At 58.2% G+C, this 20297-nt stretch carries 12 protein-coding genes; 2 read left to right on the top strand and 10 right to left on the bottom strand.

The window, feature by feature from the left end; genetic code table 11:
• The first annotated feature begins 73 nt into the window (after positions 1-73).
• Positions 74-1396 carry a HEAT repeat domain-containing protein gene (locus tag J9880_RS23935; RefSeq protein WP_232770606.1) on the top strand — a complete coding sequence of 441 codons (1323 nt, stop codon included), beginning with the start codon at positions 74-76 and terminating at the stop codon, positions 1394-1396.
• A gap of 1 nt (position 1397) precedes the next feature.
• On the opposite strand, the gene J9880_RS23940 is transcribed toward J9880_RS23935, so the two are convergent.
• Together J9880_RS23940 and J9880_RS23945 are read right to left on the bottom strand one after the other, a co-directional pair.
• Positions 1398-2102: an SDR family oxidoreductase gene (locus tag J9880_RS23940; RefSeq protein WP_232770607.1), complete on the bottom strand. Its 705-nt coding sequence runs from the start codon at positions 2100-2102 to the stop codon at positions 1398-1400.
• A 113-nt stretch (positions 2103-2215) separates the two neighbouring features.
• On the bottom strand, positions 2216-10756 hold the full coding sequence (locus J9880_RS23945; protein WP_408637243.1) for a GH36-type glycosyl hydrolase domain-containing protein: 8541 nt from the start codon (positions 10754-10756) through the stop codon (positions 2216-2218).
• A gap of 377 nt (positions 10757-11133) precedes the next feature.
• Here J9880_RS23945 and lldD point away from each other — a divergent pair, with 377 nt between their 5' ends.
• Positions 11134-12297, top strand: a complete 1164-nt coding sequence (gene lldD, locus J9880_RS23950; protein WP_095925524.1) for an FMN-dependent L-lactate dehydrogenase LldD — start codon at positions 11134-11136, stop codon at positions 12295-12297.
• A gap of 37 nt (positions 12298-12334) precedes the next feature.
• Here lldD and J9880_RS23955 read toward each other — a convergent pair whose 3' ends face one another.
• The 8 genes from J9880_RS23955 to J9880_RS23990 all read right to left on the bottom strand — a co-directional run bounded on the left by J9880_RS23955 (position 12335) and on the right by J9880_RS23990 (position 20235).
• On the bottom strand, positions 12335-13480 hold the full coding sequence (locus J9880_RS23955; protein ID WP_232770608.1) for a GGDEF domain-containing protein: 1146 nt from the start codon (positions 13478-13480) through the stop codon (positions 12335-12337).
• Between the two features lie 84 nt (positions 13481-13564).
• Positions 13565-15796 (bottom strand): pyrroloquinoline quinone biosynthesis protein PqqF, encoded by a 2232-nt coding sequence (pqqF, locus tag J9880_RS23960; RefSeq protein ID WP_232770610.1) that lies wholly within the window; start codon positions 15794-15796, stop codon positions 13565-13567.
• Between the two features lie 7 nt (positions 15797-15803).
• Entirely contained in the window at positions 15804-16937 is a 1134-nt protein-coding gene (pqqE, locus tag J9880_RS23965; protein WP_408637244.1) for a pyrroloquinoline quinone biosynthesis protein PqqE, read from the bottom strand.
• Positions 16924-17181 carry a pyrroloquinoline quinone biosynthesis peptide chaperone PqqD gene (gene pqqD / locus J9880_RS23970; RefSeq protein WP_229921234.1) on the bottom strand — a complete coding sequence of 86 codons (258 nt, stop codon included), beginning with the start codon at positions 17179-17181 and terminating at the stop codon, positions 16924-16926. The genes pqqE and pqqD overlap by 14 nt, the downstream gene beginning before the upstream one ends.
• Before the next feature lie 26 nt (positions 17182-17207).
• Entirely contained in the window at positions 17208-17975 is a 768-nt protein-coding gene (gene pqqC / locus J9880_RS23975) for a pyrroloquinoline-quinone synthase PqqC (protein ID WP_232770611.1), read from the bottom strand.
• Between the two features lie 12 nt (positions 17976-17987).
• The gene (gene pqqB / locus J9880_RS23980; RefSeq protein ID WP_232770612.1) at positions 17988-18899 is read right to left on the bottom strand and encodes a pyrroloquinoline quinone biosynthesis protein PqqB; all 912 of its coding nucleotides are present in this window, start codon (positions 18897-18899) and stop codon (positions 17988-17990) included.
• Between the two features lie 57 nt (positions 18900-18956).
• Positions 18957-19028, bottom strand: a complete 72-nt coding sequence (gene pqqA, locus J9880_RS23985) for a pyrroloquinoline quinone precursor peptide PqqA (protein WP_013578120.1) — start codon at positions 19026-19028, stop codon at positions 18957-18959.
• A 169-nt stretch (positions 19029-19197) separates the two neighbouring features.
• Positions 19198-20235: a dipeptidase gene (locus tag J9880_RS23990; RefSeq protein WP_232770613.1), complete on the bottom strand. Its 1038-nt coding sequence runs from the start codon at positions 20233-20235 to the stop codon at positions 19198-19200.
• Positions 20236-20297 lie beyond the last annotated feature (62 nt).

Below are 20297 nucleotides of genomic sequence, written 5' to 3' on the forward strand. Positions count from 1 at the left end.
CTCCGGTTTGCCGGACGGGATGATTATGATAGAAGGGTTAGCGTATTTTTTATTTCAAAAAGACAGGGCAGTCATGGCAGCAGAATATTTTCTCTTCCGGCAAATAAAACAAAGGCTCAATAACGGTGCGGCGTATGACTGCTTTCCTGCGCCTGATCTGAGTGAAACAGATCAACTTAAAACGCTGAGCCGCCACTACAACGGTCATATCCGCCAGCGCGCTGTTCTGTGCCTCGGCCTGAGACGTGACATCTCTGCATTGCCGGACCTGGTGGAACGGGTGAATGACTGGGTCGGGCAGGTCGCGCGGTCGGCGCGAAGCAGCCTGCGACGCTGGATGCGTCCGCACTATGCCGCTGATTTTGTCGCTCACTTGCCGGCGCTGTTCTGGCTGCTGCAATGCACCCGAGCCGATCACCGTGAATTTGTCGCCGACGTGGTTGCATATCTCTCGCGTGACGAAAACAAACACACCTTACTGGCGGGATGCGGCGCGGATGACCGGCATGTCGCCCGGCTTTGCCTGCGCATTTTGCTGAAAAATCATTTGTTCCCGTGGCCACAGGTTTTCCAGTGCGCGATGCGTCAGCGCGATCCGCTGGTCAGATATACCGCTGCACAGTTTGCACTGAACTCGCCAGAGACGATCTCTTATGACGTTTTTCATCAGCTGCTTCAGGATCGTTTTGCGCCGGTAAAACAGCAGGTATTGCAGTATGCACAAGACCATCAGTTCCGCATTGAGAAACCGCTTTCAGAAACGTTGCTGACCGATAATAACGGGCTGGTGCGTCAGCGTGCCTGCCGTTTGTATCAGAAGGCGTATGGCGATCCGCTGGCGTTTTACCTTGAGACCTTCCGCGACGAGGCCGCCCGTCCGGCAATCCGCAAGGCAGCACTGCTCGGGCTGGATGAATTGCGCTATCCGCAGGTAATGACGCTGGCAGACAACGTACCGGCGGCGTCGCCGTTCGGGTTGTATTTCGCTGCACTGAACATTGTTGTTAAACATAAAGGCGACGACGCGGGGGAAGGACTCATCCGCCTGCTGAGCCATCCTGAACTGGCCGTGGCCAGAACGGCCCGGCGGCTCCTGTTACGGCACAAATTGCTGATCACATTGTCCGCTCTTCAAACCTGCTACTCCACGGCACTGACGGCGGAACACGGGCTGCTGGCGTATTCGCTGGCTCACCGGCTGAATAAATGGGACGGGCTGATTTTCCTGCTCCGGAATGCGAATGGTGACAATCAGGCGCTGACGCAACGGGAAATCGCCGGATGGCAGCAATGCGTTAACCGTTCGGCGATACCACCTTCAGCAGCACAACGTGAACAACTCGCGGTGCTGCTGACGGATAGCCCGTATACACAACTGCAATTCTATTTATGCTGATTTACCGCTTCGCTTTATCACGGCGTGGCCTGACGGCGATATCGGTAATCTGGGTATCGTCGCTGGCGCTGATCACCAGACGCACGGCCGCCGCGACAGATCCCGGCGTGCTGTATTCCCGCGAATCGATCGCCTCAAAGTTGCCCTGACTTTCACGGGTTTTGCGGTTCATCGGTGTATCCGTAGGTCCCGGTGCAACCGTGGAGACCCGGACTCCGTATTCGCTTTCTTCCTGCCGCAGAGCATGGGCGAGGGCGTTCAGGGCAAATTTCGACGCACAATACACCGTATTGCCGCCCTCGGCTTTGGTGCCTGATCCCGAACCGATAAAGATAATCTGGCCTTCCTGCTTTCGCAGCGCAGGAAGCGCCAGACGGGTTAACTGCGCCGGTGCAAATACATTAATGGAAAACTGCTGCAGCCAGTCTTCCGGCGTCGCCTGCTCAAGCCGCAAGGGTCTGGAAACTGCCGCCGAATGCACCAGCACATCAATTCCCGGTATCTCGCGGATAAAACGCTCTGCCGCCGCAAAATCCAGCAAATCGAGTTCCACCGCCTCGATATTTTCACGCTGCCGCAGCGCGGTCAGGCTGTCTTTATTACGGCCAAGGGCATAGACCTGATGGTCGCGCGCCAGATCCTGAACAATCGCCAGCCCGATACCACTGGTGCCGCCGGTTACCACCGCAACAGGACGTAAACTCATGATGTTTTCCTTATGTTTTTTATCACGCTAACAGCTGAGCGATGGCAGGACGACTGCGTTTATTGGATTAGCTTTTGTGCTGGCTGGGAAAGCCAGCACCCGCCTCTCCGGCTTTACGCATTCCCCCCCAGTTCCACCTCCACCCGATGTTCCGCGCCATCGTCGGTCAGCGGGATCTTGTCATCGGCCAGCACGATGCCGTCGAGGGTCAGGCGGTATTCGCCCGCGCTTTTCCGGACCGTGATCAGGTAGCGGCTGCTGCCTTGCTGACAGGTGACGGTGATTTCCGGCCAGCTGTCCGGTAACTGGCTGTGGATGGAAATGGCGTCACCGTGCCGCGTGATACCGAGCAGGGATTCGGTGATCAGGCGATATGTCCAGCCTGCGGATCCGGTGTACCAGCTCCAGCCGCCGCGGCCGCTGTGCGGCTCTACCGAGTAAATATCGGCAGAAATCACGTAAGGTTCGGCTTTGTAGCGGCTGACATCCGCAGGCGTCAGGCTGTGATTCACCGGGTTGATCATCGACATCAGTTCCCAGGCGCGACCGGTATTGCCGAGTTTCGCAAAAGCCATCACCGCCCAGATTGCGCCGTGGGTGTATTGCCCGCCGTTTTCGCGCACGCCGGGCAGGTAACCGCGAATGTAGCCGGGGTTCGGGCCGTTGCCGTCAAACGGTGGCGTCAGTAATTTGATTAACCCCGCGTCGTTATCCACCAGCCGCTGACCGGCCGCCTGCATCGCGCTGGCGGTGCGTTCCGGCGTGCCTGCACCGGAAAGTACCGACCAGCTCTGGGCGATGGCGTCTATCTGGCATTCCGCATTCAGGTGCGAACCGAGCGTGTCACCGTTGTCGAAATACCCGCGCAGATACCATTCGCCATCCCAGGCGTGATCGTGAAGATTTTGTCTGAGCAGCGCGGCCTGTTCGCGACATAATGCGGCGGTGGCATCGTCCTGCCGGATGTCTGCCAGCGCCCCATAACGTTGGAGCACGTCAAAGAGGAAGAAGCCCAGCCAGACGCTTTCCCCGCGTCCGCCCAGCCCGACCAGGTTCATGCCGTCATTCCAGTCCCCCGCACCCATCAGCGGCAGGCCGTGTTCGCCCATCCTCAGGCCATGTTTCAGCGCGCGGATCCCATGCTGCCACAGGCTTTCCTGCGTGGTGCTGATGGTCGGTTGTTCGTAGACCGATTCCTCGCCCGGTGTCAGTAAACGTCCCTCGAGATACGGCACGCGTTCTTCTGCGATGGCGTGATCGCCGGTGACAGAAATGTAATGGCTGATCGCCAGCGGCAGCCACAGATAATCATCCGAACAGCGGGTGCGCACGCCGTTGCCGGTCGGCGGATGCCACCAGTGCTGGACGTCGCCTTCAATGAATTGTCGTGAGGCACACAACAGGATTTGTTCGCGCATACGCTGCGGGGCGGCATGCGTCAGCGCCAGCGTATCCTGCAACTGGTCGCGGAAACCAAACGCGCCGCCGGACTGATAATAGCCGCTGCGTGCGAGGATCCGGCTGGCGAGCGTCTGATAAATCAGCCAGCCGTTAGTCAGCAAGTCCACCGATTTATCCGGCGTGGTGATCTGAATTTTATCCAGCACCTGATGCCAGTGATGATGAACGCGATCCAGCTCGGCCTGCGCCGCGCCTTCCTCAAAATACTGATGAATGATCGCTTCGGCATCGCCTGCGTTTTGCCCCAGTCCCAGTGCAAAAATAAAGGTGCGCTGGTCGCCGTCGATCAGGGTGGTCGCCGACTGCACCGCACCGCAAGGATCCAGCGTCGCCCCGGTTTTATCGGAAAGCCGCTGATTTTTCATGGCGGCCGGAGAAGCTGCGGATCCGTTGCGGCCAAGGAACTCGCGGCGGTCGCCGGTCACTGAGCAGTGTGCGCCGGTGACGGCAAAGAAGGCGGTGCGCGGCGAGCCACTACTGGTGTAATGATTGGTCGCCAGCACGCCGCAGCCTTTTGCTACCTGCGCGGCAGAGGTGACAATGTGCATCGCGGATTTGGCGCGCAGATCGGCCAGCACCCATTCGGCGTATCCGGTGACGGAGAGCCTGCGCGGGCGGCCTGAGAGATTGGTCAGCGTCAGCATCACCAGTTTGACCGGCGCATGTTCGGCGACTAACACCGTCATTTCACTGCTGATGCCGTGTCCGGTGTGTTCAAACACGCTGTAGCCGAAACCGTGGCGTGTGACGTATCCGCCGCTGTCGCGAACCGGCAACGGCGCCGGTGACCAGACGCTGCCGGTCTCCTCGTCACGCAGATAAAATGCTTCACCGGAACTGTCGCTGACCGGATCATTTTCCCACGGTGTCAGGCGGTATTCGTGGGCATTTTCATACCAGGTATACGCCTGACCGCTTTCTGAAATCACCGAGCCAAAACCGGCATTCGCCAGCACGTTGGACCACGGTGCAGGCGTCGTCTGGCCATCGTTAAGCAGGATCTGGTATTCCCGTCCGTCCGGCGAAAAACCGCCGAGGCCGTTGAAATACGTCAGATCACGCGGCAGGGCAGGCACCGGCGGGCTGTTGTCCACCGACCGCACCGGCAGCAGGGCGGGCAGGGAGACGTGCGGCTGCTGCATCCGCTGATTCAGCTGATCTTCCAGCGCGCCGCGACGGTCGTCGATCACCACGCGCGCGACGCTCATCAGCAGGGTGCGGTCTTCCTGCGTCAGTTGTTCGCCGTTACGCACGAAAATACCGCCCGGAATATCGGTCTGGCTGGATCCCGCGCCGGACGCCACCAGCCCGAGGATCTGATTTTGTAACGCCTGCTGATAGCCGCCGGGGTCATTGGACAGCACCACCAGATCCACTTTCAGCCCTTTCAGCCGCCAGTAGTTGTGGGCGCGGATCAGCTGTTTCACCAGCCCGATATTCTCGCTGCTGGTCATGGTCAGCAACACAATGGGCAGGTCGCCGGAGAGGGATTGTCCCCACAGGCCGGACTGCCCGCGGCGGTTAGCGGCAACCGTCTGCGCATCGCCGCGCATTTCCTGACTGGCAAAAATCAGCGCACCGGCCAGACGGTTAAACAGACCGGCATCGTCCTCGCTGGCGTTAAGCTGGCGCAACACCACCTGACTGTGTGACCAGGCGATTTCGAATACCCGATCAGCAATATGGTGATCGCGGTATTTTTCCAGCAGCGCAAGACTCTGCAAACGTGTCTCGCTGATGCCATACACCATGTCGATTATCACCGGCACACCGGGTTTCAGGCGGATGCGCTGGCGGATCGCCATGACCGGATCTAACACCGCACCGGCGCTGTTGCCCAGTACGGCGTGATGCTGCAATGCCTGCGGATTGGCGGCGGTATTACCACGGCCGATAAAGGCTGCACGGTCGGTTTCAAACGAGGTTTCCCGTTCAACGGCACCGTGGATTGCCATCATATGAAACAGCCACGGGCACTGTTCATCCGGTTCGCGCGGGCGGCGGTGACAGAGAATGCCTTCCTGCGCGGGCACCAGTTCCGTCTGCACAAACAGATTGCTGAATGCCGGATGCGCGGTGTCATTGGCGGCCGGAGCCAGCACCACTTCCGCGTAGGTGGTGATATCCAGCGTGCGCGGATGGCGGCCCTGATGCGTGACGGTCATGCGTCGGATTTCCACGTCATCTTCCGGTGACACCACAATGTGCGTTTCCAGGGTCAGCGATCCCTGCGTGCGTTTAAATTCCGCACCGAAATCTGTCAGCACGGCGTGATACGTGCCTTTTTGTTTGCCGGACGGCTGCCAGGTATTGCTGTACACCGCGCCGGATTCCGGGTCGCTGACGTAACAGAAAATCCCGCGATGATCGCGCGTCGCATCTTCCCGCCAGCGGGTCAGGGTCATATCTTTCCAGCGGCTGACGCTGCCCCCGGCCTGCGTCACCATCAGGTGATAGTTTGTGTTCGACAGCAACTGCACTTCCGGCGTCGGGCTGTCGGCGCTGCTGAATTCGCGCAGTTCGGTATTCACTTTCTGCAAGGTGTTGTCGTGGGATTCGAAGTGGCGACGCGGGCTGTAAAGCTCGACGGCATCCGGCACCCGTTCCTGCAACAGCAGACGGGCAGACTGGAACGCCGCGTTTGCCGCAAAGCGCGCGGTCATCGGCGCACCGAGCAGCACGTTGGCCAGCGCCAGGAATCCCATGCCCTGATGGTGCGCCATGTAGGAACGCACCACGATATAAATCTGCCCGCGGATCAGCCGTGACGGGGTGTAATCCAGCGCATCGTAGAAACCGTATTCGCCGCGCGCGCCGCAGTTTTCCAGTTCTGTCAGATTCAGACAGGCTTCCTGCGGGCGGATCATCAGCGCCATCAGGGTGGCGTAAGGCGCGACCACCATATCTTCACCCAGACCCCGTTTCAGGCCGAGGCCGGGCACGCCAAACGCGTGATACTGATAATTCTGGCTGAGGTCAAAGGCTGCATACGCCGATTCGGAAATCCCCCACGGCACGTTGTTTTCACGGCCCCAGGTGATTTGCCGGTCAACGGCGGTCTGACACATCTGCGTCAGCAGGGTATCGGGATAGGCGGGCATCACCAGTTGCGGCATCAGGTATTCAAACATCGAACCGCTCCACGACATCAGCGATGGCTGTTTGTCGATCACGGTGAATAACCGGCCCAGCGCGAACCAGCTTTTTTGCGGCAACTGGTTGGTGGCGATGGTGACATAGTTGGTCAGACGAATTTCTGAAGGCAGCAAATCGTACTTTCCGCTGTCCAGTTTATGCGCGTCGCAGTTATAACCGACGGTCAGCAGATGGGTGTTTTTATCGTAAAGGAAAGTGAAGTCCATGTGCGCGTGGTCGTTCAGGCGCTGTTCCAGTTCACCGATAATGTCCAGACGCTGACGTGCCAGCCCGATAGCGCGGGAAAGCTGCGGTGCATCCAGACCGTTTTGCTGCGCCAGCCATTGCAGCGAAGGCAGCGGCTGTTGTTGTGCTTCCGGCGACAGACCGCCGTAAAAATCTGACCACTCTCTTAAGCCTGCATCGAGCTGGCCTGCCAGCCGTTGCAGCCATTTTCCGGCGGATAGCGGGATCAGCGCGCGGACCGCCTGTAAATGCTCAATCGCCTGCGCGCCTTTCCCGGTCATCGCACGGTGCAGGAGCTCTTCAAGTTCAGACACCCGCGACGCGTCATCCGCTGTCTGCGCCATCTTCAGGGTGTCTTCCAGCCCTTTCAGCCAGGCATCAATATCCATCGCCGGTTGCGTGCGCCACAGCCGCAGGCCGGTGCTGAGTGTCAGCAGATGCCCGGCCAGATTGCCGCTGTCGACGCTGGAAATGTAACGCGGATTCAGCGGTGCCAGCGTGCGTGTGTCATACCAGTTGTAAAGGTGACCGCGATAATGCTCGAGTTTATCCAGCGAATCGAGCGTCAGACTGGTACGTTCCAGCACGTCGCCCTGGGTGATGTAACCGAAATCCCACGCGGTGATATTCGCCAGCAACGACAGGCCGATATTGGTCGGCGAGGTGCGGTGCGCGATCACCGGCTGCGGAATTTCCTGATAATTATCCGGCGGCAGCCAGTTTTCGGTTTCATTAACGAAAACCTCAAAGAATGACCAGGTTTCGCGCGCGGTCTGGCGCAGGGAACGCTGTTGCTGTGCATCCAGATCCGGCACTTCCCGGCGGGCAGGCTGACTCAGCCAGCACAGAATACGCGGCGCGACAAACCACAGCACGCCGGTCAGCAGGGCAAAACCCGACAACGGCGGATGTGCCGTCGCGGACAGTAAAATAACAGCCACTCCGGCCAGCGGATTCGCCCACATGCGGCGATAGAAATATTCCGGTGACAACGCGCTTTTTTTCGCGCTGATATTCACGCTTGCCCATTCATGCAACATGCGGTGGCTGACCTTCAGACGCCACAGCGTCAGCACAATGGCGTGCACGGAATAGGCGGCTTCATGCGGCAGCGTCATGATGTAAAGCAAAACGCGGGAGAGCCGGCTGACGGTGGCTTTCGCCACGCTTTTCAGGTGCGCAAACAGCGACCGTCGCGGCCCCTTGTTGAGCAGATCCAGTACCAGCGCCACCCCCGCCGGAAACAGCAATATGACGCCGGTAAACCCGAGCCAGTAGGCGGTGTTGGGCACCACGGCCAGTGCGCAAAAAATGATGATCAGCAGGGCAGGCGCGACCAGACTGCGACGCAGATTATCGAACAGTTTCCAGCGCGACAGCGGGGTTAGCGGGTTGCGGCAGCGGGTGCCGTCTTCCTGAGTGACACGAAAACCCAGCCAGTTCAGCAACTGCCAGTCGCCGCGGATCCAGCGGGTTTTACGCGCCACATCGGCCAGATAATGATCCGGATATTGTTCGTACAGCACCACATCGCTGAGCATGCCGGAACGTGCATAGCAGCCTTCCAGCAGGTCGTGGCTGAGCACCCGGTTTTCCGGGCAGGTATTTTCCGTCGCGCGGATAAACATATCGACGTCGTAAATGCCTTTACCGACGAACGAGCCTTCTCCGAACAGATCCTGATAGATATCGGAAGACATTGACGAGTACGGATCGTTGCCCGGCACGCTGCTGCATAACGCGGCATAACGTCCCTGACCGTTTTCGGGGATCTCTTCCGCCAGTCGCGGCTGGAGGATGGCGTAACCGGACACCACCCGCCGGCGCTGTGCGTCGTACACCGGCTGATTCAGCGGGTGCGCCATCGCCGCCACCAGCTGATGCGCGGTATCGCGCGGCAGAACGGTGTCGCTGTCGAGGGTGATGATGTATTTCACGTCACGCAGTTGCGCCTGCGTACTGCCTTCGATCAGTGAGAAAGGTTCGCCTTCGTCGCGCAGCCAGCGGTTCAGCGCATTCAGCTTGCCGCGTTTGCGTTCGTATCCCATCCACACGCCCTGCGGCGTATTCAGTTCACTGTCGCGATGAAGCAGGGTAAACAGCGCGCCCTGTGGCGACGGATAGCGCCGGTTCAGCCGCTGAATTTGTTGCGAGGCGAAAGCCAGCAGCGCGTCGTTATCCGCATTATGCTGTTGTGCGCTGTCATGAAAATCACTGAGCAGCGCGAATTTCAGGTTCGGCAGCACGTTACCGAGGTAACACACTTCGAGGCTGTTGATCAGCGTCCCGATATTTTTGCGGCTGCCGAGCAGACAGGGGATCACCACCAGCGTGCTGGCCTCTTCCGGGATACCACCGGCAAAATCCAGGCGCGGCAGCGGTTGCGGGGTACGGCTGCGGGTGGTGATTTCACTCAGCAGATTCAGCGCGAACTGACTGGCCACCAGCACCACCGGCAGCAGCAACGCCCACCACAGCCAGTGCAGCGACGGATGGGCGGAACGGTATAACGCATCGGCGGTCACTGCGGTGGTCAGCAGCAACAGACTGCCGAGCCACGACAGCAGCGGTGTCTGGCTCAGCCGGGCGCGCAGTCGGGTCAGCAGAGGGAACCGCACGCTGAGATCGTCTTCCAGTGCTTTGCGGCCTTCACCAATCAGGTAATACCCGACGTGTTGTTGCAATGCATTGTCGCCGGAAAGCCGGGCCAGCGCCACGGCGCGCGAGGCGACAAAGGCTTCATCATGGCGTGAATTTCGCGAGAGACGTTCAATCTGATGGCGGTAATTATCGCGGGTATCAAAGTGCATCCGGGGGTAAATGCCTGCCGGATCCTCACGCAGGATTTTCTCCACCACGCTGAGGTTTTCCGCGAAATCTGCCCAGTCCATTTCCGTCAGCTGGCGTAATCCCATAATGCTGTTGCTGACCGAAAGCTGGCTGGCCGCCAGTTGCTGATTAAATTTGTCGATCACTTCCCGCTGCGTCAGCCCGACTTCGCTCAGGCGCTGTTCCACCCAGGTCAGCGGCAGCGCCAGCATGGATCCGTGTCCCTGCAACCGGCGCACCAGTTCGGCGACAAACGCGCTGGTGCGCGGCGGATTGGTGCGTGCCATATCGGCAATCACAATGATCTGACCGGACGGATCGTTCTCCGCGCTGTCGTGCAATTTATTGACCCAGAAGTCGGCCAGATTGCGCTCCTGCTGGGCATCCGCCACTTCAATGCTGACGCGCCGCAGGTTCTCGATCAGCGCCAGACGCAGCATACCGGGGAAAGCCCACAGTTCGCCGAGCGTCAGCGGGCGCACGCTCTGATAAGTTGAGAGAAAGCGGGTGAGGGTTTCGATGTCCCACAGGCCGTCACTGTGACTGACCACTTCCGTGGCGATGTCGTAAATACGCGGACAAAAATGCGGTGCGCCCAGTGAAGGCAGCCCCTTGCCGAAGTTCTTCGGCAACAGCTGACGCACCACGCGGATCTGTTCTTCAATCAGATAAAAGTTATCCAGCAGCCATTCACCGGCTGGGGTGATGCTGGCTTTGTCGCCGCTGCTGAGGATCAGGCAACTTTGGGTTAAGACTTTTTCGTTATCGTCCAGACGTTTCAGCAGGTAATAAGGCAGTTTCTTGCGGGAAAGTTTGTGGGAGAGCGCGAGTTTTCCGCCGAAGCGTTCCATCTGGTCGGCCGAAAATAATTCAGCACGGATTGGCGCAGTGTGTTCGTTCGCGCCGGGGCGATGACGCCGCGAAAGCGTGAGAACGGGGGGTGCTCTTTTACTTTTGTACCAGCTAATCACAGCATTTTTCACGTCAACATACCCTGTGCGGACCCGAGAAGGCAGTTGCCTGAGCTGCGATAAGAGTTCACAAAAAGAGAAAAGTGGGTAAAGGGCAGGGAGGCACAACGGTCTGACGCCCGGACTGGCGTCTCGCCTCAGCTTAGTCTGTTTATGCCATGTGCGTCGGTTTTCTTTTCCGTTTTGCTTTCTGACTGGCGGGTAAAAGACATGGGGGGTTAACCCCCTTTATTTATGAACGATCGTTCCATTTCTCCCGCCCCATGCCCTGTCCCGTAAAAAATATCGTGGTCTATCGGCATTGTTTTCTCCCGCGCGGGGTTTATCAACTACACTTTTGACACCCCTACAGCGCCACGAAAAAGAGCGCAAGAAAACGAGAGAAAACAATGATCATTTCTGCATCAACGGACTACCGCGCTGCGGCAAAACGTAAACTGCCGCCCTTCCTGTTTCACTATATTGATGGCGGTGCCTACAACGAGCATACGCTCAGACGTAACACGGCCGATCTGGCGGATATTGCCCTGCGCCAGCGCATCCTGAAAAACATGTCGGATCTCAGCCTTGAAACGCAACTGTTCGGCGAAAAACTGGCGATGCCGGTGGTCCTGGCACCGGTCGGGCTGACGGGTATGTACGCCCGCCGTGGCGAAGTGCAGGCAGCGCGTGCGGCGGCGAAAAAAGGCATTCCGTTCACGCTTTCCACCGTCTCCGTCTGCCCGATTGAAGAGGTCGCACCGGCTATCGACCGCCCGATGTGGTTCCAGCTTTACGTGCTGAAAGACCGCGGTTTCATGCGCAATGCGCTGGAGCGCGCACAGGCCGCAGGCGTCAAAACGCTGGTGTTTACTGTGGATATGCCGACGCCCGGCGCACGCTATCGCGATGCGCATTCCGGCATGAGCGGCCCGAACGCCGCCGCCCGCCGCATGTTGCAGGCAGTGACGCATCCGCAATGGGCGTGGGATGTCGGCCTGAACGGCAAACCGCATGATCTGGGCAATGTCTCGGCCTATCGCGGCAAACCGACCACGCTGGAAGATTATATCGGCTGGCTGGCGGCGAACTTCGACCCGTCGATTTCATGGAAGGATTTAGAGTGGATCCGCGAGTTCTGGAAAGGGCCGATGATTATCAAAGGCATTCTGGATCCGGAAGATGCGAAAGACGCGGTGAAATTTGGTGCGGACGGCATCGTGGTCTCCAACCACGGAGGCCGCCAGCTTGATGGCGTGTTATCCACCGCCCATGCATTGCCCGCGATAGCTGACGCGGTGAAAGGCGACATCACTATTCTCGCGGATTCCGGCATCCGTACCGGGCTGGACGTGGTGCGCATGATTGCCCTCGGCGCTGACAGCGTGTTGCTTGGTCGCGCCTTTGTGTACGCGCTGGCCGCTGCGGGCGAGGCGGGGGTGACTAATCTGCTGAACCTGATCGAAAAAGAGATGCGCGTGGCGATGACGCTGACCGGTGCGAAATCCATTGCTGATATCAGCGCGGACTCGCTGGTGTACGGGCGGGATCAGGTGCATCGCGCAACGTTATAAAACGCGCCGGGCGCGGATCTGAACCCGCGCCCGGTTTTTACATCGTTTGTTCCGGACTTCCCACGCAATACCCGTTGCGTCCCGCATGTTTGGCGTCATACAGCGCGCCGTCCGCGCGTTTGAGTAATTCCAGCGCGGTCATTCCCGGTGCCCATTGCATGATGCCCTGACTGACCGTCACCGTTTTAGCTACCTGTGACAAGGCATGCGGAATGGCAGCCTGCCCGACGCTTTGCCGGATGCGTTCCGCGACAACTTCGGCATCCTTTGCGGCCGCGCTGTGCAGCAGGATGACAAATTCCTCGCCGCCATAACGGGCAACCAGATCGGCCGGTTGCCTGACCACCTGTTTGAAGCAATCTGCAATGGCGACCAGACAGGTATCACCGGCCTGATGGCCGTAGTGGTCGTTGTATTTTTTGAAGAAATCCACGTCGATCATGATCAGGGAAAACGTGCCGCCAGAGCGTTCTGTCTGTGCAATAAGTTGTTCCAGCTGATTATCGAGCTGACGACGGTTCGCCACGCCGGTGAGCGGGTCGTAGTGCGCCAGATTATCCAGCTTACTGACCAGCAACTGGTTATCGCATTCCCGCCGCACGGAGAGCACAAACCAGCGGCTCAGCATGATACGGGCGGTCTCAAACAGGACACTGGCGACCACCATCGCGGCGATCTCCAGAATGGGAATGTCCGGCTTCAGCAGGATCAGATGGAAAAACAATGAGAACCACAGCGGAGACGTAAAGCTGTAGAGGATGGGCATCGTCGGATACAGCGCGATCAGCGCGGTGAAAATCAGCATGCAAAACAGCGGAAAGACCAGCTGTTGTTGCGCGTCACTGATCAGCATGAAATGGAACACCACTGCCCAGTACAGACCGACCAGAAATGCCAGCGCCATTGCCGGTGTACGTGATTGGATGAAGCGCAGTACCGGCAGAAGAATGATAAAAAACACCAGGAAAACCAGCGCCAGTTTATCCAGCACCGGACCGGTGATCGCCACGTCAGCGTGCGGATCCAGCAGGACCCTGAACTGGTGCCGGCCAAACAAAAACAGCACAAAACAAAGATTGGCGATCAGCAGCCAGAGACCGCTGGTGCGCAGCGAGGCTTTTTTATAATGGTCAAGCAGGGTATCGAATGAGCTGTCCTGCGGAAGGGGAGGAATATTTTGCATGTTTATCCTTAACATCGGGCATGGGGGATAGTGTAGCCGAAGTCATGTACTTACTCCTCCCCCGCGAAATGGATGCCGCCCGTCTCAGGGGTATTGGGTTTGCTCCTCCCCCTGCGAAGGGGGAGACGGGGAGGGGGTTTTAAGGACGAAACAATCCTCTCCTTCGCCGGACAGGACGTTGTCCGTTTGCCGTACACAGGCCAGCAGTTGTTCTGTTGTTATCGCCGCAACAGACTCTTCATTCCATTCTGGCGCGTACGCAAACTCCTCCAGCCATTGTTGCCGCGCGGCTTCCAGTCTGTCGGCAGGCTTCACGCTGAGCGATTCCCGCAGCGCGCCGCGTTTTCTTGCCAGTGCTTCGTCGGAAATCTCAGCAACCAGCGCCGGAATGTCAGCGATAAAAGCGCCGATAAACCCCAGTAAAGCTTCCGTGTCATACGCGGGCGACTGCAACGCGAACAGGAGCCCGGACTGGCGTGCGGTCTGATGGAAACGGCAACTCACTACGTACCCGATATTCTTTTCGACACGATATTGCCGGAAGAACGTCGGTTCCAGAAAAGCCGCGAGCAGTTGCGTGGCGGCCAGACATTCAGCGGTGTTTTCCGCCAGCGGGCAAAACACCAGCACCGCAGCATCGTCACCGGCGGTGGTGAATTCATGCACTGCGCCTGACGGGCCGCTGACCACTTCCGGCAGTTTTGCCAGCAGCGTGCGGATGGCGATGTCCGATGCCAGCTGACGTTGTTCCTGTTCATAGAGCCGTTTGCCCTGTGCCAGCGCGGCGGGTGGCGGGGCGCGCAGCAGTTCAAGCGCCCTGACCAGCGTGCGCGTTGCCCAGGCCTGCGGTCCGCTGAGCTGCAATAAGCCGTTGCCCTGCACATAGCTGAACAGCAGTGAATGCCCTTCATGGGCGGACTGCGCACAGAGGGCGCGCAGGCTGGCGCGGGCGAGGCTGGCCTGTTGCGCCGTCAGCGGCGCGCCGGTGGTCAGAACACTTTCATGGGTTTCAGGGGAGGCAGGGGCCGCCGGAAGGGTAAACGCAAAGGGCGGATCCGTGACGTTGTCACAATCTGACTGCCATGCTTTCAGGCTTACCGGCAGGGTGAAACCTTTTACCACGGTGTTTTCTCCCTGAACATCAGGAGCAATCCACAGCCGTGTCATGTTTTGCGGTCGCAGCTCGCTGAGCAATGTCTGCCAGCCATCTTGTGCGGCGGGCGGGAAATCCAGTGTCTGTGCGCGCAACTGATCCAGCGGTGTCAGGCGGCTGAATTCCCGCCGTGCCAGGGCGATGTAATGCTGTAAATGTCCGGCGCTTAAATCACGGATTTGTTGCAGCCAGTGGCGGAACAGTGTTTCCAGCCGGGCGCGCAACGCAGACGTGGTATCGCACACAAGAAATTCGATGCTGAGAATAGCGTCACGGGCAGAGGCGTACGGCAGCGAAACCCGCACGCTGTCGGCCAGCGCCTGCGTTCGCAGCTGATCCAGCAAACTGTCCGGTGCTTCATCTTCAAGCAGCTGACGCAGTAATGTCAGTGCCGGGCAGGGCGCGACCGGAAACGAAAAACGCAGCCGTGGTGAACCGTCGAGACGTAGCCGGAGATGTCGCGCCTCACGCAACGCCAGCGGCTGCACCGGCGCGGGGTGAACCCCCGTCCCGGCAGCAAAGGCATTGCCGTAACGCTCAGCCAGCGCGGTCAGGTCGGTGAACGATTGCGGACCCTGCAACCATAACGTCAGATGATCAGTGGTGAAAAATTGCTGGTGATAATGCACCAGCGCCTGTTGCAGCGCGGGGATATCATCACCGAAAGAAGCGCGGTGGCCGACGTGAAAATCCTGTAACTGCACAGGCGTCGCGAAGGCCAGACTCTGCGCCGCCTCGCACAGCGAATCCGCATGCCCGCTCAGCATGCGGTATTCGGCGTCGATCACGGCCACTTCCTGCCTGACCGCATCCTCTGTCAGCAGGGGCTGTGCCAGCATATCGGTCAGACGCGCCAGACCGGCTCCGAACTGTGCCGGTGTCATGTCGAAAAACCAGGCCGTCGAGGTGGCGTGCGTGGTGGCATTGAGTTTTGCCCCTGACGCCTGCGCCCACATCATCAGCCGGTCATCGCCATGAAACTGCTGACTTCCGGCAAAGACCACGTGTTCAAACAGGTGCGCCAGCCCCGGAAACGCGGCAGGTTCGTGATGGCTTCCGGCATTCAGATGCAGCAACGCGGCCGCGCGGGTGGCTTGCGGATCGTGGAGAAGGTTGACCCGCAAGCCGTTTTCCAGCGTCAGCGACTGCATGGCAGGCAGCATCAGCGCATCAGCCTTTGAAAATCAGCTGAGAGTTCGCGCGGTTGCGGAACTGCAACTGGTTGATCTGAATGTTGGTGCAGTTGGCCTGTTCGCGCGCGGCGAGAATTTTGCCGTGATGCTCCGATTTGGAACACACCGGATCGGCGTTGTCGGCATTGCCGGTGAGCATAAACGCCTGACAGCGGCAGCCGCCGAAGTCTTTCTCTTTTTCAGAGCAGGAACGGCAGGGTTCCGGCATCCAGTCGAAGCCACGGTATTTGTTAAAGCCGAAGGAGTCGTACCAGATTTCCTGCAACGTATTCTCCAGCACCGACGGGAATTCCACCGGCAACTGGCGCGCACTATGGCACGGCAGCGCCATACCTTCCGGCGTCACACTGAGGAAAATCGCGCCCCAGCCGCCCATGCAACCTTTCGGACGCTCTTCGTAATAATCCGGCGTCACAAACAACAGATTGGCGAGATTACCGGTACCGGCCATTTTTTCGCGGTACTGATGTACGACGTCTTCGGCACGGGCGATCTGTTCACGGGTCGGCAACAAACCCTCGCGGTTGAGCTGCGCCCAGCCATAAAACTGACAGGTCGCCAGTTCCACGTCATCGGCTTCCAGCTCGATACTCAGGTCGATAATCTTGTCGATCTGGTCGATGTTATGGCGGTGCAGCACGAAGTTCAGCACCATCGGATAACCGTGGGCTTTCACCGCTTTTGCCATTTCCAGTTTTTGCCGGAAGGCTTTGGCATTGCCCGCCAGCGCGGCGTTCAGCGTTTCATCACTGGCCTGAAAACTGATCTGAATATGGTCCAGACCCGCCTGCGCAAAGGCATCGATTTTCTTTTCCGTCAGCCCGATACCGGACGTGATCAGATTGGTGTAAAAGCCCAGATCACGGGCGGCGCGGATCAGCTCCGGCAAGTCTTTACGCACCAGCGGTTCACCGCCGGAGAAGCCGATTTGCACCGCTCCCATTTCCCGCGCTTCCTCAAACACTTTGATCCACTGCGCGGTGGTCAGCTCTTTTTCCTGTTTAGCGAAATCGAGCGGGTTCGAGCAATACGGACATTGCAGCGGGCAGCGGTAAGTCAGTTCGGCCAGCAGCCACAGCGGCGGTTTGACCGCAGGTTTAAGCAGGTTCACGGAAGGTAATCCACTTTTGTGCATGGGCCTGAGCGAAGAAATCTTTGACGTCATCATTCACACCACCGGCTTCCGGAAAGCGCGTATTCAGCTCATCAATGATATTGGCAATCGTCCGCTCGCCGTCCACCAGTTGCAAAATGAAGGTCGCGCTGTCGTTCAGTTTCGCCATGCCTTCCGGGTACAAAATCACATGGCAGTCCTGCGTTTTCTCAAACTGCATGCGGTAGCCGCGACGAAACATCGGCGTGTAGTGTTCGGTAATGGTGATCACAGGAGTCTTCCTTTATGCCAGACCGCCTGTTGCGTCACGCTGTGGTACGGCGGGCGGTTCAGTTCGTAGGCCATGGTCATGGAATCGAGCATGCTCCACAGAATATCGAGTTTGAATTGCAGGATTTCCAGCATGCGCTGTTGTTTTTCGACGGTATCGCAGTATTCCAGCGCCAGCTGTAAACCGTGTTCGACGTCGCGGTTGGCCTGGCTCAGACGGCTGCGGAAATAGCCGTAACCCTCTTCCTCGATCCAGGTGTAATGCTGCGGCCAGCTGTCGAGACGCGCCTGATGGATTTGCGGGGCGAAAAGTTCGGTCAGCGAGCTGCACGCGGCTTCCTGCCAGACGGCGCGGCGGGCAAAGTTAACGTACGCATCGACGGCGAAACGCACGCCCGGCAGCACCCTTTCTTCTGAAAGCAGTACGTCGCGATCCAGACCCACCGCTTCGCCCAGACGCAGCCAGGCTTCGATACCGCCTTCGCTGTCACCATGACCGTCGTGATCGAGAATACGCTGCACCCATTTGCGGCGGGTTTGCGGATCCGGGCAGTTGGCCATGATCGCCGCGTCTTTCAGCGGAATGCTGGTCTGATAATAGAACCGGTTCGCCACCCAGCCCTGAATTTGCTCGCGGGTCGCCTGACCGTTATGCATCGCAATGTGGTACGGATGATGGATGTGATAAAACGCGCCTTTGGCACGCAGCGCCTGTTCAAATTCTTGCAGCGTCATCGGTGACGTCGGAGTTGTCGATATGCTCATGGTCGTTTTGCCCTAAAGTTCGATGCGCATCCCGTCCCGGCTGACTTCGATATTTTGTTGCGTCAGCGCCTGCCGCTCGGCAGAGGATTCATTGAGGATCGGGTTGGTATTATTAATATGGATGAGAATTTTGCGTTCTGCCGGAAGGGAAGAGAGCAGGGCAATCAGCCCCTGTTCTTCGGCAAGCGCCAGATGGCCCATGTCTTTGCCGGTATTACGGCCGACGCCGGTGGTCGCCAGCTCGTTATCCTGCCACAGCGTGCCGTCAATCAGCAGGCAGTCGGCTTTGTTCAGCCAGCGCAACAGTTCATCGTCCGGTTCGCCCAGTCCTGGTGCATACAGCAGTGAGGTGCCGGTCTGGGTGTCTTCGATAAACAGCGCGATATTGTGGCCCGGCAGTGGCTTGCCGCGGTATTTCGAATACGGCGGCGCGTTGCTCAGCAGCGGAATAGCCGTGAACCTCAGATTCGGGCAGACGGCCACGGAGAAGCTGTTCTCCGGCTCGATAACGTGGTGTTGCAGGCCGCCATTCCAGTGAGAAAGCATGGTAAAAATCGGGAAACCGGTGGTTAAGTCTTCGTGGACTTCCGGCGTACACCACACCTGATGCGGGCAGCCTTCGCGCAAATTCAGCAGGCCGGTGCAGTGATCAATCTGGCTGTCGGTCAGGATAATGGATCCGATAGCGGTGCCGCGTAAAACGTCGTGTTTAATCAGTTCCGGCGTGGCGGCAATCTGGTGGCAAATGTCCGGTGACGCGTTGCACAGCACCCAGTCGGTGCCATTGTCGCTGACGGCAATCGACGATTGTGTGCGGGCGGACGTTTTCATGGTGCCATTGCGCACACCCTGACAGTTGCTGCAATTGCAGTTCCATTGCGGGAAGCCGCCGCCTGCCGCGGAACCAAGTACGATAATCTGCATGTGAGAACCAGGGGAAAGGGAAGGAAGATGCCCACAGTAAACCGTGGGCATAAGGGCTTAGCGGTTAGAAATGTACAGGGTCACTTCTAAGCCTAAACGCAGGTCTTCGAAAGAAGGTTTAGTCCACATAATTACGTCCTCTTGGTGATAACAGTAGTAAGTTCACTGCCCCTTTTATTGCGGCAGGTGATCGGCTTATTGTCAAATATCGCGGGTTTGGCTACAAAAATGTTGCGATGGATCCAAACCGCTATTGCCCTGTAAGCCACAGGGATTAGGGCAAACGCCGGATGAAAAACTATTCACCCCACGTTTGCTTTAATACTTTCAGCCAGTTGCGGCAGGCGATTTTTTCGATCAGTGCATCGCCGTAACCGGCATCGGACATGGCCTGCAACAGCACCGGCAGTCCGGCGACATCACCCAGCGCGTCCGGCACATTGATACCGTCGAAATCCGAACCAAAACCGACATTTTCTTCGCCCAGTTTAGCAAGAAGGTTATCAAGATGTTTAACAATTTCGGTGACCGGGGTATCGCCATGGCGTTTGCCATCAGCCCGCAAAAACGCGGTGCCGAAATTAACGCCAACAAAGCCGTCACTTTCGGCGATGGCGGCCAGTTGTTTGTTGGTCAGGTTACGCGGCTGCGGACATAACGCATGCACATTGGAATGGGTGGCAACCAGCGGCGCATCGCTGAATTTCGCTGTCTGCCAGAAGGCTTTTTCATTCATGTGCGAGACATCGAACAGAATTTTCTTCCGGTTGCATTCGCGCAGTAAATCAAGCCCGGCGGGCGTCAGACCGTCGCCAGTGTCCGGCGATCCCGGAAAGTCGCCCTTTACGCCGGTCCCAAACTGATTGGGTAAATTCCACAGCGGCCCGATGCTGCGCAGCCCTTTTTCATACCACAGATCCAGCCGCGAGAGGTCATCGCCAAGCGCCTCCGCTCCCTCGATATGCATCACCATCGCCAGTACGCCCCGGGCGATACAGTGTTCAATTTCACTCACAGAACGGCAGATTTTTGCCCGTCCTGCGGATTGCATTTCGAGGCGTTCCAGCAGTGAAATCTGTGCCTGAGTAATGGCAAAAGCATCATGAGGCGCAACAGGGGAGTTGGGCTTCAGTTGCGGCATATATGAAGCAGGTGGTACGAAAACAGCAAATAACCCGCCAGCGAAGCCGCCGAGACGACAGCGCCTGAGGTCGAGATGTCCTTCCAGCGAGCCATCAAGAAACAGGGCAGCAGGATCTGCTGCATCATGCAGCCAAAGGCGGAGTAACAGGTCATTGTGACCGTCAAAGACAGGGAGATGAGGGATGGTGTTCATGATGTTAATGGTACTTTATAAAAGCACGAAAATGTATGCGGAATATGTAATGGTTTGTTTGG

Source organism: Rahnella victoriana, assembly GCF_021276285.1.
Lineage (GTDB): Bacteria > Pseudomonadota > Gammaproteobacteria > Enterobacterales > Enterobacteriaceae > Rahnella > Rahnella victoriana.